The following is a 15699-nucleotide window of genomic DNA, read 5'->3' as shown; positions in this document are numbered from 1 at the left end:
GTGGCACCGGATGCAGCACGCAGTGGGGGCCCCGCTGCCGCCGCCCCACAGTCCCGGAAACGGACCGTGGACGCACCAGGCCCAGCACTCAGGCCACCCCGGACCCCCGGGGCCGCCTCTCCCGCCCATGGCTCCCGGGACACCGCCTCCCGCGCCCCCGCACGTCCCGGCCCCGCCCTCCCGGGAGACCACCGGACACGTCCAGCTGCCGCCGGGCGGCCCCGTCCCGCTGCCCGCCCCGCCCGCGGAGGCGGGCACCGGCTCGGCGACCCTGGCGGTGCTCCTGATCGGACCCGCGGGAGCGGGCAAGACCACGGTCGCCAAGCTCTGGGCCGGCCGCCGCCGGGTCCCCACCGCGCACGTGTCCCTGGACGACGTCCGCGAATGGGTCTGCTCCGGGTTCGCCGACCCGCAGGCCGGCTGGAACGACCACTCGGAGGCCCAGTACCGCCTGGCCCGGCGCACCTGCGGCTTCGCCGCGCGCAACTTCCTCGCCAACGGCATCTCCTGCATCCTCGACGACGCCGTCTTCCCCGACCGGCCCGTCGTCGGCCTCGGGGGCTGGAAGCGCCACGTGGGCCCCGGGCTGCTCCCCGTGGTCCTCCTGCCGGGCCTGGAGGTCGTCCTCGAGCGCAACGCGGCCCGCAGCGGGAACCGCCGGCTCTCCGACGAGGAAGTCGCCCGGATCCACGGCCGCATGGCAGGCTGGTACGGCTCCGGCCTGCCGATCATCGACAACTCCACCTACGACGTCGAGACGACCGCGCGGGTCCTCGACGACGTCCTGGCCCGCTCCATAGCCAGCCCGCCGGCCTGGTAGCCGGCCATGCCGTCCCCGGGTGGGTGCGCTGACCGGGCGGGGCTCCGCCCGCGCTCGTAGGCTCGGGGACATGTCAGAGGTGTACGCCGTCCGACGCGGGCTGCTGCGTGACCGGTACGCCGCCGCCGGATCCGCGGCCGCCCTGGTCTCCCGCCCCGCCAACGTCCGCTATCTCGCGGGCGGGGCCCCGCCCGGCGCCGTGCTGCTGCTCGGCCCCGGCGAGGACGTCCTGCTCTGCCCGCGGGCGCCGACCGGGGACCCCGCCCACGGGCGACCCGACGAGCAGCTCCGGCTGACCGTCCTGCCCGAGGCAGACGGCGACCCGGCCGTCGCCGCGGCCCGTCTCGTCGGCGGCTCACAGGCGGACTCCCTGGCGGTCGAGGAGCACGATCTGACCGTCGCCCGCCACCGCGCCATGGGCTCCGTCGCCCCGCGCCTGCTCCTGTGCGACCTCGGCAGCACGGTGGAACAGCTGCGCCTCGTCAAGGACGAGGAGGAGATCGCCTGCCTGCGGATCGCCGCCGAGATCACCGACCAGGCGCTCGGCGAGCTCCTCGAATCCATCCTGGTGGGACGGACGGAGCGCCACCTCGCCCTGGAGCTGGAGCGCCGACTCGTGGACCACGGAGCCGACGGCCCCGCCTTCGCCACCTCCGTGGGCACCGGACCCCACTCGGGCCAGGGCCGTCACCGGCCCACCGACCGCAGGGTCGAGGAAGGTGATTTCCTTTCCGTCTGCCTGGGCGCGAACTACCGCGGGTACCGCTGCGAGATCGGCCGGACGTTCGTCATCGGAACCAGTCCGGCGGACTGGCAGATCGAGCTCTACGACCTTGTTTTCGCCGCTCAGCGGGCCGGACGGGAGGCTCTCGTGCCCGGAGCCGCCTACCGTGACGTGGACCGCGCGGCCCGCCATCTCCTGGACTCCGCGGGTCACTCGGAAGGCCTCCAGCCGAGCACCGGGCACGGGGTCGGGCTCGAAATCGACGAGGACCCGCAGTTGGCACCGACAGCCATGGGTAAACTGGACGCTTGTGTGCCGGTCACCGTCGAACCGGGGGTCCACCTCCCGGGCCGGGGCGGTGTCCGGATCGATGACACGCTCGTCGTGCGCCCCGAGGCGGACGGCGGACCCGAGCTACTCACCATTACGACCAAGGAGCTGCTCGCGCTCTAGGGATCTCCTCGCGGAGACGCCGGCGCGCATCCTCGGTCGTCCACCAGCTTCAGTCCAGGAGATTCCGCAACCGTGGCTTCCACGAACGACCTCAAGAACGGCCTGGTGCTCAAGCTCGACGGAGGCCAGCTCTGGTCCGTCGTCGAGTTCCAGCACGTCAAGCCCGGCAAGGGCCCCGCCTTCGTGCGCACCAAGCTCAAGAACGTGCTCTCCGGCAAGGTCGTCGACAAGACGTTCAACGCCGGCGTGAAGGTCGAGACGGCCACCATCGACCGCCGTGACATGCAGTTCTCGTACATGGACGGCGAGTACTTCGTCTTCATGGACATGGACACGTACGACCAGCTCATGGTCGACCGCAAGGCCGTCGGCGACGCCGCCAACTTCCTGATCGAGGGCTTCACCGCCTCCGTCGCGCAGCACGAGGGCGAGGTGCTCTACGTCGAGCTGCCCGCCGCGGTCGAGCTGACCATCCAGCACACCGACCCGGGGGTCCAGGGCGACCGCTCCACCGGCGGCACCAAGCCCGCCACCCTGGAGACCGGTTACGAGATCGGTGTCCCGCTCTTCATCTCCACCGGTGAGAAGATCAAGGTCGACACCCGTACGGGCGACTACCTCGGCCGGGTGAACAGCTAACCGTGGCTGCCCGGAACAAGGCCCGCAAGCGCGCCTTCCAGATCCTCTTCGAGGCCGACCAGCGCGGTGAGTCCGTGCAGACGGTCCTCGCGGACTGGGTACGGCTCTCGCGGACCGACGACCGTCAGCCGCCGGTCGGCGAATTCACGATGGAGCTGGTCGAGGGGTACGCGCAGTACGCGGACCGGATCGACGACCTCATCGTCACCTACGCCGTGGACTGGGAGATCGACCGCATGCCGGTCGTCGACCGGAGCATCCTGCGGCTCGGTGCGTACGAGCTGATCTGGATGGACTCGACTCCCGACGCCGTGGTGATCGACGAGGCGGTCCAGCTCGCCAAGGAGTTCTCCACGGACGACTCCCCGGCCTTCGTGAACGGCCTGCTGGCCCGGTTCAAGGACCTCAAGCCGAATCTCCGCCGGGAGCAGTAACGCCCGGCGGCGTCGAGCCTTTCGAGAAGGGCCCACGGTTCATGCGACCGTGGGCCCTTCGGCGTACCGGCCGGGGGACCACGGGACACGGAAAAGCCGGGCCGGCGGGGTCCTGAGGACCCCGCCGGCCCGGCGGTACGTTTCTTCGGTGGGCGCTCAGCCCTCGTCGTGGGACACCGCGCGACGCGCGTCGGCGTCCAGCACGCCCCAGCTGATCAGCTGCTCCGTGAGCACGGACGGCGACTGGTCGTAGATCACGGCCAGGGTGCGCAGGTCGTCCTGGCGGATGGAGAGCACCTTGCCGTTGTAGTCGCCGCGCTGGCTCTGGATCGTGGCCGCGTAACGCTGCAGCGGTCCGGCCTTCTCCGGCGGCACGTGGGCGAGGCGCTCCAGGTCGAGGACCAGCTTCGGCGGGGGCTCGGCGGCACCGCCGGGAGTCGTGCCGGGCAGCAGCTCCTGCACCGGAACGCCGTAGAAGTCGGCCAGCTCGGCAAGGCGCTGCACGGTCACGGCGCGGTCCCCGCGCTCGTAGGAACCGACCACGACGGCCTTCCAGCGGCCCTGCGACTTCTCCTCCACGCCGTGGAGGGAGAGGCCCTGCTGGGTGCGGATGGCGCGGAGCTTGGCCCCGAGCTGCTTTGCGTATTCGCTGGACATAAGGCTCCCCGGACGCTGGAACATTCTGCGGCTGGGCCGCGTGGCTGGTAACTCACTGTGAGGTTACGCAGCGTTACTTGGCTGCGTCAAGCCGAAAGGTACGGACTGCCACCTCCTGGGGGCGGGGCCAGGGCCTGGCGCAAGCCCTGGTAACGTGGATGACGCAATTTCGACGTCCTTTAACGTCCGTCCAGTGAGGCGGAGAAGGAGGTCCGTTTCTTATGGACGCACAGCATGACCGGACCGGCAATGCGGCACGCCCCGTTCTCGAGGCGCCCGACATCGCCCGGGTACTGACCCGAATCGCCCACGAGATCGTCGAACGCGCCAAGGGCGCCGACGACGTGGTGCTGCTCGGCATCCCGACACGAGGGGTCTACCTCGCCCGTCGGCTCGCCGGAAAGCTCGAAGAGATCACCGGCCGGAAGACGCCGGTCGGGTCGCTCGACATCACGATGTACCGCGACGATCTGCGGATGCGCCCGGCGCGGGCCCTCGCCCGCACCGAGATCCCCGGTGAGGGAATCGAAGGCCGCCTCGTCGTGCTCGTGGACGACGTGCTCTTCTCCGGCCGCACGATCCGCGCCGCACTCGACGCGCTCGGAGACATCGGCCGGCCCCGCGCCGTGCAGCTCGCGGTCCTCGTCGACCGCGGCCACCGCGAACTCCCGATCCGTGCCGACTACGTCGGCAAGAACCTCCCCACGTCGCTGCGGGAGACGGTCAGGGTCCAGCTCGCCGAGGAGGACGGCCGCGACGCCGTGCTGCTCGGCGTCAAGCAGACCGTCCCGGCAGGCGAGCAGTAGCCGTTCGCCGTCCCGTGCGCCCCACCGGCCACACGGCTGCTCACGCACGCCCGCCTGCCTGATCCCTCCACCCTCCACGGAGACTCCCAGATGCTGCGCCCTGACAACCCCCGGACTCCCCGCCACCTCATCTCGGCCGCAGACCTCACCCGCGACGACGCCGTCCTGATCCTCGACACAGCCGAGGAGATGGCCAGGGTCGCGGACAGGCCGATCAAGAAGCTCCCCACCCTGCGTGGACGAACGGTCGTCAACCTCTTCTTCGAGGACTCGACCCGGACGCGCATCTCGTTCGAGGCCGCCGCCAAGCGTCTGTCCGCCGATGTCATCAACTTCTCCGCGAAGGGCTCGTCGGTCTCCAAGGGGGAGTCGCTCAAGGACACGGCCCTGACCCTGGAGGCCATGGGCGCCGACGCCGTCGTCATCCGGCACGGCGCCTCCGGAGCCCCCTACCGCCTCGCGACCTCGGGCTGGATCGACAGCGCCGTCGTCAACGCCGGTGACGGCACCCACGAGCACCCCACCCAGGCGCTGCTGGACGCGTTCACGATGCGCCGCAGGCTGGTCGGACCCGACGCGGGGCTCGGGCGTGACCTCGACGGCCGCCGGATCACGATCGTCGGCGACATCCTGCACAGCCGCGTGGCCCGCTCCAACGTCCACCTGCTGCACACCCTGGGCGCGCGGGTCACCCTGGTGGCCCCGCCCACCCTGGTGCCGGTCGGCGTCGAGCAGTGGCCCTGCGAGGTCAGCTACAGCCTCGACGGCGTGCTGCCGGAGTCGGACGCGGTCATGATGCTCCGTGTGCAGCGCGAGCGCATGAACGCCGCGTACTTCCCGACCGAGCGCGAGTACTCCCGCCGCTACGGCCTGGACGGCGAACGGATGGCCAGGATGCCGGAACACGCCATCGTCATGCACCCGGGACCGATGGTCCGGGGCATGGAGATCACGGCCGAGGTCGCCGACTCCGACCGCTGCACCGCCGTCGAACAGGTCGCGAACGGCGTCTCGACCCGCATGGCCGTCCTGTACCTGCTGCTCGGCGGTTCCGAGACCGCCCTGCCGTCCGCCTCCGCCCGTACCGAGGAGAACAAGTAACCATGAGCAAGATCCTGATCCGCGGTGCGAAGGTCCTCGGCGGCGAGCCGCAGGACGTCCTCATCGACGGCGAGACCATCGCCGGGACCGGCAGCGGCATCGAGGCCGGCGACGCCACCGTGATCGACGCGGCCGGCCAGATCCTGCTGCCCGGCCTGGTCGACCTGCACACCCACCTGCGCGAGCCCGGACGCGAGGACTCCGAGACCGTCCTCACCGGCACCAGGGCGGCGGCGGTCGGCGGCTTCACCGCCGTCCACGCCATGGCCAACACCTTCCCCGTCGCCGACACCGCCGGTGTCGTCGAACAGGTCTGGCGGCTCGGCAGGGAGTCCGGCTACTGCGACGTGCAGCCCGTCGGTGCCGTCACCGTCGGGCTGGAGGGCAAGCAGCTCGCCGAGCTCGGCGCCATGCACGACTCCGCCGCCGGAGTGAAGGTCTTCTCCGACGACGGCAAGTGCGTCGACGACGCCGTGATCATGCGCCGCGCGCTGGAGTACGTGAAGGCCTTCGACGGTGTCGTCGCCCAGCACGCCCAGGAGCCCCGTCTCACCGAGGGCGCCCAGATGAACGAGGGCGTCGTCTCGGCCGAGCTCGGCCTCGGCGGCTGGCCCGCCGTCGCCGAGGAGTCGGTCATCGCCCGCGATGTGCTCCTCGCCGCCCACGTCGGCTCCCGGGTGCACATCTGCCACCTGTCGACCGCCGGCTCCGTGGAGATCGTCCGCTGGGCGAAGTCCAAGGGCTGGAACGTCACCGCCGAGGTGACCCCGCACCACCTGCTGCTCACCGACGAGCTCGTACGGACCTACAACCCCGTCTACAAGGTGAACCCGCCGCTGCGCACCGAGGCCGACGTCATGGCCCTGCGGGAGGCGCTCGCCGACGGCACCATCGACTGCGTGGCCACCGACCACGCACCGCACCCGCACGAGGACAAGGACTGCGAGTGGGCCGCCGCCGCCATGGGCATGGTGGGCCTGGAGACCGCGCTCTCCGTGGTCCAGCAGACGATGGTGGACACCGGGCTCCTCGACTGGGCGGGGGTCGCGGACCGCATGTCGTTCCGGCCCGCGGCCATCGGCAGGCTCGAGGGGCACGGCCGGCCCGTCTCGGCGGGTGAGCCCGCCAACCTCACCCTGGTCGATCCGTCATACCGTGGAGCTGTGGACCCCGCGGGCTTCGCCTCCCGCAGCCGCAACACTCCGTACGAGGGTCGCGAGCTGCCCGGCCGAGTGACCCACACCTTCCTGCGGGGCCGTGCCACGGTCGTCGACGGGAAGCTCGCGTGACAACACTCATCCCCACTCATCAGCTGTACCGGCTGGCCGCGGACCAGAAGTCGGCCGAAGTGACGGACTGGTCCGCCCGCATCAGCTGGGTCCTCGGACTGCTCGTCTTCATCGCCTTCGTCTACTGGCTGATGCGCCAGGGATGGAAGTGGCGGGGGAGCCTGCAGTCCGGTCTGCCCGAGCTCGCGACCACCCCCGAAGGGTTCGCGGACGGCGAGACACTGCTCACACTCACCGGCCGCTACCACGCCTCGACGACCGCCGGGCAGTGGCTCGACCGGATCGTCGCGCACGGCCTCGGCACCCGGAGCCGGGTCGAGCTGACCCTCACCGAGCAGGGCCTGGACGTCGTCCGTCCCGGAGCGGCCGACTTCTTCGTCCCCGCCGCCGCACTGCGCGAGGCCAGGCTCGACAAGGCCCTCGCCGGCAAGGTCCTCCCCGAGGGCGGCCTCCTGGTCATCACCTGGACGCACGGCGGCCGGCTGATCGACTCGGGCTTCCGCTCCGACCGCGCGGCCGAGCACCAGGCGTGGGTCGACGCGGTCAGCCGCCTCACCGGCTCGGCCGGCGGCCACCTCACCAGCACCACCACCAGCACGACGGAAGGCACCGCACGATGACGATCTCCAATCCGGGGCATGCCTCGAAGAGGGCGGAGGCGTCTCCCGCCGTACTCGTCCTGGAGGACGGCCGCTCCTTCCGCGGCCGCGCCTACGGGGCCGTGGGGGAGACCTTCGGCGAGGCAGTGTTCTCGACCGGTATGACCGGCTACCAGGAGACGCTGACCGACCCCTCGTACCACCGGCAGGTCGTCGTCATGACCGCCCCGCACGTCGGCAACACCGGTGTGAACGACGAGGACGCCGAGTCGAAGCGGATCTGGGTCTCCGGCTACGTCGTACGCGACCCCGCACGCACCCCCTCCAACTGGCGCTCCCGCCGGACCCTGGACGAGGAACTCGCCGCCCAGGGCGTCGTCGGCATCAGCGGCATCGACACCCGCGCCCTCACCCGCCACCTGCGGGAGCGCGGCGCGATGCGCGTCGGCATCTTCTCCGGCAACGCGATCGAGGACGAGGGCGCTCTCCTCGCCAAGGTCCGCCAGGCCCCCGAGATGAGCGGCGCCGACCTCTCGGCCGAGGTCGCCACCAAGGAGGCCTACGTCGTCCCCGCGGCCGGGACCAAGAAGTTCACGGTCGCCGCGATCGACCTCGGCATCAAGGGCATGACCCCGCACCGCATGGCCGAGCGCGGCATCGAGGTGCACGTCCTGCCCGCCACCGCCACCCTCGACGAGGTCTACGCGGTCCAGCCCGACGGAGTCTTCTTCTCCAACGGCCCCGGCGACCCGTCCACCGCCGACCACCCGGTCGCCCTCATGCGGGGCGTCCTGGAGCGGAAAACCCCCCTCTTCGGCATCTGCTTCGGCAACCAGATCCTGGGCCGCGCCCTCGGCTTCGGCACGTTCAAGCTGAAGTACGGCCACCGCGGCATCAACCAGCCCGTGCAGGACCGCACGACCGGCAAGGTCGAGGTCACCGCGCACAACCACGGCTTCGCCGTCGACGCCCCCCTCGACAAGGTGTCCGACACCGACTACGGCCGCGCCGAGGTCTCCCACGTCTGCCTGAACGACCAGGTCGTCGAAGGACTGCAGCTGCTCGACCAGCCGGCCTTCAGCGTCCAGTACCACCCCGAAGCGGCTGCCGGCCCGCACGACGCCGCGTACCTCTTCGACCGCTTCGTATCCCTGATGGAGGGCCAGCGTGCCTAAGCGCTCCGATATCCAGTCCGTCCTGGTCATCGGCTCCGGTCCGATCGTCATCGGGCAGGCCGCCGAGTTCGACTACTCCGGCACCCAGGCCTGCCGCGTGCTCAAGGCCGAGGGCCTGCGCGTCATCCTGGTGAACTCCAACCCGGCGACGATCATGACCGACCCGGAGATCGCCGACGCCACGTACGTCGAGCCGATCACCCCCGAGTTCGTCGAGAAGATCATCGCCAAGGAGCGCCCCGACGCGCTGCTGCCGACGCTCGGCGGCCAGACCGCGCTCAACACCGCGATCTCCATGCACGACAACGGTGTGCTGGAGAAGTACGGCGTCGAGCTCATCGGCGCCAACGTCGAGGCCATCAACAAGGGCGAGGACCGCGACCTCTTCAAGGGCGTCGTCGAGGCCGTCAAGGCGAAGATCGGCTACGGCGAGTCCGCCCGCTCCGTCATCTGCCACACGATGGACGACGTCATCGCCGGCGTCGACACCCTCGGCGGCTACCCCGTCGTCGTCCGCCCCTCCTTCACCATGGGCGGCGCCGGATCCGGCTTCGCCCACGACGAGGAGGAGCTGCGCCGCATCGCCGGGCAGGGACTCACGCTCTCCCCGACCACCGAGGTGCTCCTGGAGGAGTCCATCCTCGGCTGGAAGGAGTACGAGCTGGAGCTGATGCGCGACAAGAACGACAACGTCGTGGTCGTCTGCTCCATCGAGAACTTCGACCCGATGGGCGTCCACACCGGCGACTCGATCACGGTCGCCCCGGCGATGACGCTCACCGACCGCGAGTTCCAGCGGCTGCGTGACATCGGCATCGCGATCATCCGCGAGGTCGGCGTCGACACCGGCGGCTGCAACATCCAGTTCGCGATCGACCCGGCCGACGGCCGGATCATCGTGATCGAGATGAACCCGCGCGTCTCCCGCTCCTCGGCACTCGCCTCGAAGGCCACCGGCTTCCCGATCGCGAAGATCGCCGCCAAGCTGGCCGTCGGCTACACGCTCGACGAGATCCCCAACGACATCACCGAGAAGACCCCGGCCTCCTTCGAGCCGACCCTCGACTACGTCGTGGTCAAGGCCCCGCGCTTCGCCTTCGAGAAGTTCCCGTCCGCCGACTCCACCCTCACCACCACGATGAAGTCGGTGGGCGAGGCGATGGCGATCGGCCGCAACTTCACCGAGGCGCTCCAGAAGGCCCTGCGCTCCCTGGAGAAGAAGGGCTCGCAGTTCGCCTTCACCGGGGAGCCCGGCGACAAGGACGCGCTGCTCGCCGACGCGGTCCGCCCCACGGACGGCCGCATCAACACCGTCATGCAGGCGATCCGGGCCGGCGCCACCCAGCAGGAGGTCTTCGACTCCACGAAGATCGACCCCTGGTTCGTCGACCAGCTCTTCCTGATCAAGGAGATCGCCGACGAGCTGGCCGCGGCCGAGCGCCTGGACACCGACCTGCTCGGCGAGGCCAAGCGGCACGGCTTCTCCGACGCGCAGATCGGCGAGATCCGCGGCCTGCGCGAGGACGTCGTGCGCGAGGTCCGGCACGCGCTCGGCATCCGCCCGGTCTACAAGACGGTCGACACCTGCGCCGCCGAGTTCGCCGCGAAGACGCCGTACTTCTACTCCAGCTACGACGAGGAGAGCGAGGTCGCGCCCCGCACCAAGCCGGCGGTGATCATCCTCGGCTCCGGCCCGAACCGCATCGGTCAGGGCATCGAGTTCGACTACTCGTGCGTCCACGCCTCCTTCGCCCTGAGCGACGCCGGCTACGAGACCGTGATGGTCAACTGCAACCCCGAGACCGTCTCCACGGACTACGACACCTCCGACCGGCTGTACTTCGAGCCGCTCACCCTCGAGGACGTCCTGGAGATCGTGCACGCGGAGTCGCTGGCGGGCCCGATCGCCGGTGTCATCGTCCAGCTCGGCGGCCAGACCCCGCTCGGCCTCTCGCAGGCGCTCAAGGACAACGGCGTGCCGGTCGTCGGGACCTCGCCCGAGGCCATCCACGCCGCCGAGGACCGCGGCGCCTTCGGCCGGGTGCTCGCCGAAGCGGGCCTCCCGGCCCCGAAGCACGGGACCGCCACCACCTTCGGCGAGGCCAAGGCCATCGCCGACGAGATCGGCTACCCCGTCCTCGTGCGCCCGTCGTACGTGCTCGGCGGCCGGGGCATGGAGATCGTCTACGACGAGACCCGCCTCTCCTCCTACATCGAGGAGTCCACCGAGATCAGCCCCACCCGGCCGGTCCTGGTCGACCGTTTCCTCGACGACGCGATCGAGATCGACGTCGACGCGCTCTACGACGGCACCGAGCTCTACCTCGGCGGCGTGATGGAGCACATCGAGGAGGCCGGCATCCACTCCGGTGACTCCGCGTGCGCGCTGCCCCCGATCACGCTCGGCGGCTTCGACATCAAGCGGCTGCGGGCCTCCACCGAGGGCATCGCCAAGGGCGTCGGCGTACGCGGGCTGATCAACATCCAGTTCGCCCTCTCCGGCGACATCCTGTACGTCCTCGAAGCCAACCCGCGTGCCTCGCGGACCGTCCCCTTCACCTCGAAGGCGACCGCGGTCCCGCTCGCGAAGGCAGCCGCCCGCATCTCGCTGGGCGCGACCGTCGCGGAGCTGCGCGCGGAGGGCCTGCTGCCGAAGCACGGCGACGGCGGCACCCTGCCGCTGGACGCGCCGATCTCCGTCAAGGAGGCGGTCATGCCGTGGTCGCGTTTCCGCGACATCCACGGCCGCGGCGTCGACACGGTCCTCGGCCCGGAGATGCGCTCCACCGGAGAGGTCATGGGCATCGACTCGGTCTTCGGCACGGCGTACGCCAAGTCGCAGGCCGGCGCCTACGGACCGCTGCCCACCAAGGGACGCGCCTTCATCTCCGTCGCCAACCGCGACAAGCGCTCGATGATCTTCCCGGCACGCGAGCTCGTCGCCCACGGCTTCGAACTGATGGCCACGTCCGGCACCGCCGAGGTCCTCAAGCGGAACGGCATCAACGCCACCGTCGTGCGCAAGCAGTCCGAGGGCGAGGGCCCGAACGGCGAGAAGACGATCGTCCAGCTGATCCACGACGGCGAGGTCGACCTCATCGTCAACACGCCGTACGGGACGGGCGGCCGGCTCGACGGCTACGAGATCCGCACGGCGGCCGTCGCCCGGTCCGTGCCGTGCCTCACGACGGTGCAGGCGCTCGCCGCCGCCGTCCAGGGCATCGACGCGCTCAACCACGGCGGCGTCGGCGTGCGCTCCCTCCAGGAACACGCGGAACATCTGACCGCGGCCCGCGACTAGGCAAGACGGCAAGGGGGACACCGGAAACGGTGTCCCCCTCTTCATGAGGACACCGTGATGTACAAACTCTTCTTCCAGCTGGTCTTCAAGCGGATGGACCCGGAGCAGGCCCACCACCTCGCCTTCCGCTGGATCCGCCTCGCCGCCCGGATCCCCGTCCTGCGCACCTTCGCCGCCGCCGCGCTCGCCCCGCGCCACAAGGAGCTGCGCACCGAGGCGTTCGGCCTGCGGATGCACGGCCCCTTCGGCCTCGCGGCCGGCTTCGACAAGAACGCCGTCGCCATCGACGGCATGGCCATGCTCGGCTTCGACCACATCGAGATCGGCACGGTCACCGGCGAGCCGCAGCCCGGCAACCCGAAGAAGCGGCTGTTCCGCCTCGTCGAGGACCGGGCGCTGATCAACCGCATGGGCTTCAACAACGAGGGCTCCGCGGCCGTCGCCGAGCGCCTCGCCACCCGCGTCCCGGTCTTCCGGACGACCGTCGGCGTCAACATCGGCAAGACCAAGGCCGTCCCCGAGGACGAAGCCGTGGGCGACTACGTGAAGTCCACCGAGCGGCTCGCCGCACACGCCGACTACCTCGTCGTCAACGTCTCCTCCCCGAACACGCCGGGGCTGCGGAACCTCCAGGCCACCGAGGCGCTCCGCCCGCTGCTCACCGCGGTGCGCGAGGCCGCCGACCGCACCGTCACCGGCCGGCGGGTCCCGCTCCTCGTCAAGATCGCCCCGGACCTCGCGGACGAGGACGTCGACGCGGTCGCCGACCTCGCCGTCGAGCTCGGCCTGGACGGCATCATCGCCACCAACACCACCATCGCCCGCGACGGCCTCGGCCTGAAGTCCGGCCCCTCCCTGGTCCAGGAGACCGGAGGGCTCTCCGGCGCGCCCCTCAAGGAACGCTCCCTGGAGGTCCTGAGCCGCCTGTACGCCCGCGTGGGGACCCGGATGACCCTGGTGGGCGTCGGCGGCGTCGAGACCGCCGAGGACGCCTGGCAGCGCATCCTGGCCGGTGCCACGCTCGTCCAGGGCTACAGCGCCTTCATCTACGAGGGCCCGTTCTACGCCCGCGCGATCCACAAGGGCCTGGCCGCCCGGCTGGCCGCGTCCCCGTACGCCACCCTCGCCGAGGCCGTCGGCGCCGAGACACGGAAGGTCATGCAGTGACCCTGGAACCCTTCGGCGCGCGCCTGCGCCACGCCATGGACACCCGCGGTCCGCTCTGCGTCGGCATCGACCCGCACGCCTCCCTGCTGACCTCCTGGGGCCTGAACGACGACGTCGCGGGCCTCGAGCGCTTCACGCGCACGGTCGTCGAGGCACTCGCCGACCGGGTCGCCGTGCTCAAACCGCAGTCCGCCTTCTTCGAGCGCTTCGGCTCGCGCGGTGTCGCCGTCCTGGAGAAGGCCGTCGAGGAGGCCCGCGCGGCGGGGGCCCTCGTGCTGATGGACGCCAAACGCGGCGACATCGGCTCCACGATGGGCGCCTACGCCGCCACCTACCTGGACAAGGACTCGCCGCTGTTCTCCGACGCGGTCACCGTCTCGCCGTACCTCGGCTTCGGCTCGCTGCGCCCGGCGCTCGACGCCGCGCGGGTCTCCGGCGCGGGTGTCTTCGTGCTCGCCCTCACCTCGAACCCGGAGGGTGCGGAGGTCCAGCGCGCCACCGCGGCGGACGGGCGGTCACTGGCGCAGGTGATGCTCGACCACATGGCAGCCGAGAACGCGGGCGCGGACCCGCTCGGCTCCGTCGGAGCGGTGGTCGGTGCCACCCTCGGGGACGCGGGCGTCGACCTGTCGGTCAACGGTCCACTGCTGGCTCCCGGGATCGGTGCCCAGGGGGCCACTCCCGCGGATCTTCCCCGCGTCTTCGGCTCCGCGGTGGGCAACGTCGTGCCGAGCGTGAGCCGGGGCGTGCTGCGCCACGGACCGGACGCGTCAGGGCTGCGCGAAGCCGCCGGGCGGTTCGCGGACGAGGTCCGTACGGCCGTCTCGGAAAGCTGACGATGCCACGTAACTGCCTGTTCGCGGAATCCGGACCGGAAATCCGGGTTGTTATGGCTGATATGTCCGGCTCGGCTGAGGCTGACCAGGACTTTTCCGCTGTTCTCGCTGACTCAGGCGGCCTTGGCCGCTAGTCTCCGTCGAGAGCCAACGAGTACAGGTTGCTCGTTGCTCACCAGGTGGGGAGCCTCCAGGTTCCTCACCGGTCCGTATCCGACAGATCGACATCCGAGGTGACGTAGGCGTGGCTCTTCCGCCCCTTACCCCTGAACAGCGCGCAGCCGCGCTCGAAAAGGCCGCCGCGGCTCGCCGGGAGCGGGCCGAGGTCAAGAATCGACTCAAGCACTCCGGCGCCTCGCTCCACGAGGTCATCAAGCAGGGCCAGGAGAACGACGTCATCGGCAAGATGAAGGTCTCCGCTCTTCTCGAGTCCCTGCCTGGCGTGGGCAAGGTCCGCGCCAAGCAGATCATGGAGCGACTCGGCATCTCCGAGAGCCGCCGGGTCCGGGGTCTTGGCTCCAACCAGATCGCATCCCTGGAGCGTGAGTTCGGCGGCAGCGCCGCCTGACGTTCTCAGGCACTCCTGAGAACGGGGATAATCGCCCCATGGCTGCAACATCCCGGGGGACGTCCCCCGTGCCCCCGGACGCACGTCCGCGGCTGACCGTGCTCTCCGGCCCCTCCGGGGTCGGCAAGAGCACGGTCGTCGCTCATATGCGCACAGTTCATCCCGAGGTCTGGCTCTCGGTCTCCGCGACGACCCGTAAGCCCCGCCCCGGCGAGCGCAACGGTGTCCACTACTTCTTCGTCGACGACGAGGAGTTCGACAAGCTGATCGCCAACGGCGAGCTGCTGGAGTGGGCCGAGTTCGCCGGCAACCGCTACGGCACGCCCCGCCGGGCCGTGCTCGACCGGCTGGAGGCGGGTGAGCCGGTGCTGCTGGAGATCGACCTCCAGGGAGCGCGGCTGGTCCGCCAGTCGATGCCCGAGGCGCTGCTCGTCTTCCTCGCGCCGCCCGGCTGGGACGAGCTGGTGCGCCGGCTCACCGGCCGGGGCACCGAGGCGCCCGACGTGATCGAGCGGCGGCTCGCCGCCGCGAAGGTCGAACTGGCCGCCGAGGCGGAGTTCGACACCACGCTCGTCAACACCTCCGTCGAGGACGTCGCACGCGAGCTGCTAACGTTGATGCTGCAGGCTTCCGGCCTCCGCGGCACCGACGACTGACCTCACCGGGTCCTCGCCGGCCCACGGACGCAGAGCATCACACTGCGGAACCAGCATGATCAAAGATCTCTTTGATCTCTATCCCCTTCGGAAGGCAGAGAGTGTCCTCTTCCATCACCACGCCCGAGGGCATCATCAACCCGCCGATTGATGAGCTCCTCGAGGCCACCGACTCGAAGTACAGCCTTGTGATCTACGCCGCCAAGCGCGCGCGTCAGATCAACGCTTACTACTCGCAGCTCGGTGAAGGCCTCCTCGAGTACGTCGGTCCGCTCGTCGACACCCACGTGCACGAGAAGCCGCTCTCGATCGCGCTCCGCGAGATCAACGCGGGTCTGCTGACCTCCGAGGCCATCGAGGGCCCCGCGCAGTAAGCAGGCGGCACGCAGGAAACGCACCTTCACCACAGGCCCGGCGGCCGGTACCGCCGGGCCTGTGGTGTGTCCGGCCCCGGGCCCGCCCGAGCGGGGCCGG

The 15699-nt window shown here is 70.6% G+C and carries 16 protein-coding genes; 15 read left to right on the top strand and 1 reads right to left on the bottom strand.

Annotated features, from left to right (window positions below; genetic code table 11):
* Positions 1-10 precede the first annotated feature (10 nt).
* The 4 genes from ACHFIV_RS19930 (at position 11) to nusB (ending at position 3070) form a co-directional block, all read left to right on the top strand.
* Positions 11-820, top strand: a complete 810-nt coding sequence (locus tag ACHFIV_RS19930) for a Pro-rich N-terminal domain-containing protein (RefSeq protein ID WP_398970658.1) — start codon at positions 11-13, stop codon at positions 818-820.
* Between the two features lie 70 nt (positions 821-890).
* Positions 891-1997 (top strand): M24 family metallopeptidase, encoded by a 1107-nt coding sequence (locus ACHFIV_RS19925; protein WP_398970656.1) that lies wholly within the window; start codon positions 891-893, stop codon positions 1995-1997.
* Between the two features lie 72 nt (positions 1998-2069).
* Positions 2070-2636, top strand: a complete 567-nt coding sequence (gene efp / locus ACHFIV_RS19920; RefSeq protein ID WP_398970653.1) for an elongation factor P — start codon at positions 2070-2072, stop codon at positions 2634-2636.
* Positions 2637-2638: 2 nt separating this feature from the next.
* Positions 2639-3070, top strand: a complete 432-nt coding sequence (nusB, locus tag ACHFIV_RS19915; RefSeq protein WP_031097763.1) for a transcription antitermination factor NusB — start codon at positions 2639-2641, stop codon at positions 3068-3070.
* A 156-nt stretch (positions 3071-3226) separates the two neighbouring features.
* On the opposite strand, the gene bldD is transcribed toward nusB, so the two are convergent.
* Positions 3227-3727, bottom strand: a complete 501-nt coding sequence (bldD, locus tag ACHFIV_RS19910; RefSeq protein WP_003970358.1) for a transcriptional regulator BldD — start codon at positions 3725-3727, stop codon at positions 3227-3229.
* A 221-nt stretch (positions 3728-3948) separates the two neighbouring features.
* Between bldD and pyrR the strand changes: the two genes are divergently transcribed.
* The 11 genes from pyrR to rpoZ all read left to right on the top strand — a co-directional run bounded on the left by pyrR (position 3949) and on the right by rpoZ (position 15599).
* Positions 3949-4533: a bifunctional pyr operon transcriptional regulator/uracil phosphoribosyltransferase PyrR gene (pyrR, locus tag ACHFIV_RS19905; protein WP_398970649.1), complete on the top strand. Its 585-nt coding sequence runs from the start codon at positions 3949-3951 to the stop codon at positions 4531-4533.
* A 90-nt stretch (positions 4534-4623) separates the two neighbouring features.
* Positions 4624-5634: an aspartate carbamoyltransferase catalytic subunit gene (locus ACHFIV_RS19900; protein WP_398970646.1), complete on the top strand. Its 1011-nt coding sequence runs from the start codon at positions 4624-4626 to the stop codon at positions 5632-5634.
* 2 nt (positions 5635-5636) lie between these two features.
* Positions 5637-6923, top strand: a complete 1287-nt coding sequence (locus tag ACHFIV_RS19895; RefSeq protein WP_398970643.1) for a dihydroorotase — start codon at positions 5637-5639, stop codon at positions 6921-6923.
* Positions 6920-7543: a PH-like domain-containing protein gene (locus ACHFIV_RS19890; RefSeq protein ID WP_398970641.1), complete on the top strand. Its 624-nt coding sequence runs from the start codon at positions 6920-6922 to the stop codon at positions 7541-7543. Before ACHFIV_RS19895 ends, ACHFIV_RS19890 begins: the two co-directional genes overlap by 4 nt.
* Positions 7540-8697, top strand: coding sequence for a glutamine-hydrolyzing carbamoyl-phosphate synthase small subunit (gene carA / locus ACHFIV_RS19885; RefSeq protein ID WP_398970638.1), 1158 nt, complete (start codon positions 7540-7542; stop codon positions 8695-8697). The genes ACHFIV_RS19890 and carA overlap by 4 nt, the downstream gene beginning before the upstream one ends.
* Positions 8690-11998 carry a carbamoyl-phosphate synthase large subunit gene (carB, locus tag ACHFIV_RS19880; RefSeq protein ID WP_398970636.1) on the top strand — a complete coding sequence of 1103 codons (3309 nt, stop codon included), beginning with the start codon at positions 8690-8692 and terminating at the stop codon, positions 11996-11998. The genes carA and carB overlap by 8 nt, the downstream gene beginning before the upstream one ends.
* 57 nt (positions 11999-12055) lie before the next feature.
* The gene (locus ACHFIV_RS19875; RefSeq protein ID WP_398970633.1) at positions 12056-13165 is read left to right on the top strand and encodes a quinone-dependent dihydroorotate dehydrogenase; all 1110 of its coding nucleotides are present in this window, start codon (positions 12056-12058) and stop codon (positions 13163-13165) included.
* The gene (pyrF, locus tag ACHFIV_RS19870) at positions 13162-14001 is read left to right on the top strand and encodes an orotidine-5'-phosphate decarboxylase (RefSeq protein ID WP_398970631.1); all 840 of its coding nucleotides are present in this window, start codon (positions 13162-13164) and stop codon (positions 13999-14001) included. The genes ACHFIV_RS19875 and pyrF overlap by 4 nt, the downstream gene beginning before the upstream one ends.
* 244 nt (positions 14002-14245) lie before the next feature.
* The gene (locus ACHFIV_RS19865) at positions 14246-14569 is read left to right on the top strand and encodes an integration host factor (RefSeq protein ID WP_014157387.1); all 324 of its coding nucleotides are present in this window, start codon (positions 14246-14248) and stop codon (positions 14567-14569) included.
* Between the two features lie 38 nt (positions 14570-14607).
* Positions 14608-15225: a guanylate kinase gene (gene gmk, locus ACHFIV_RS19860; protein ID WP_398970628.1), complete on the top strand. Its 618-nt coding sequence runs from the start codon at positions 14608-14610 to the stop codon at positions 15223-15225.
* 101 nt (positions 15226-15326) lie between these two features.
* On the top strand, positions 15327-15599 hold the full coding sequence (gene rpoZ / locus ACHFIV_RS19855; protein ID WP_003970369.1) for a DNA-directed RNA polymerase subunit omega: 273 nt from the start codon (positions 15327-15329) through the stop codon (positions 15597-15599).
* Positions 15600-15699: the final 100 nt, after the last annotated feature.

Origin of the sequence: Streptomyces sp. ALB3 (assembly GCF_044385685.1) — a bacterium.
Classification (GTDB): Bacteria; Actinomycetota; Actinomycetes; order Streptomycetales; family Streptomycetaceae; genus Streptomyces.
The sequence above is the reverse complement of the archived record's forward strand: the minus strand, read 5'-3'. Positions and strand labels throughout refer to the sequence as shown.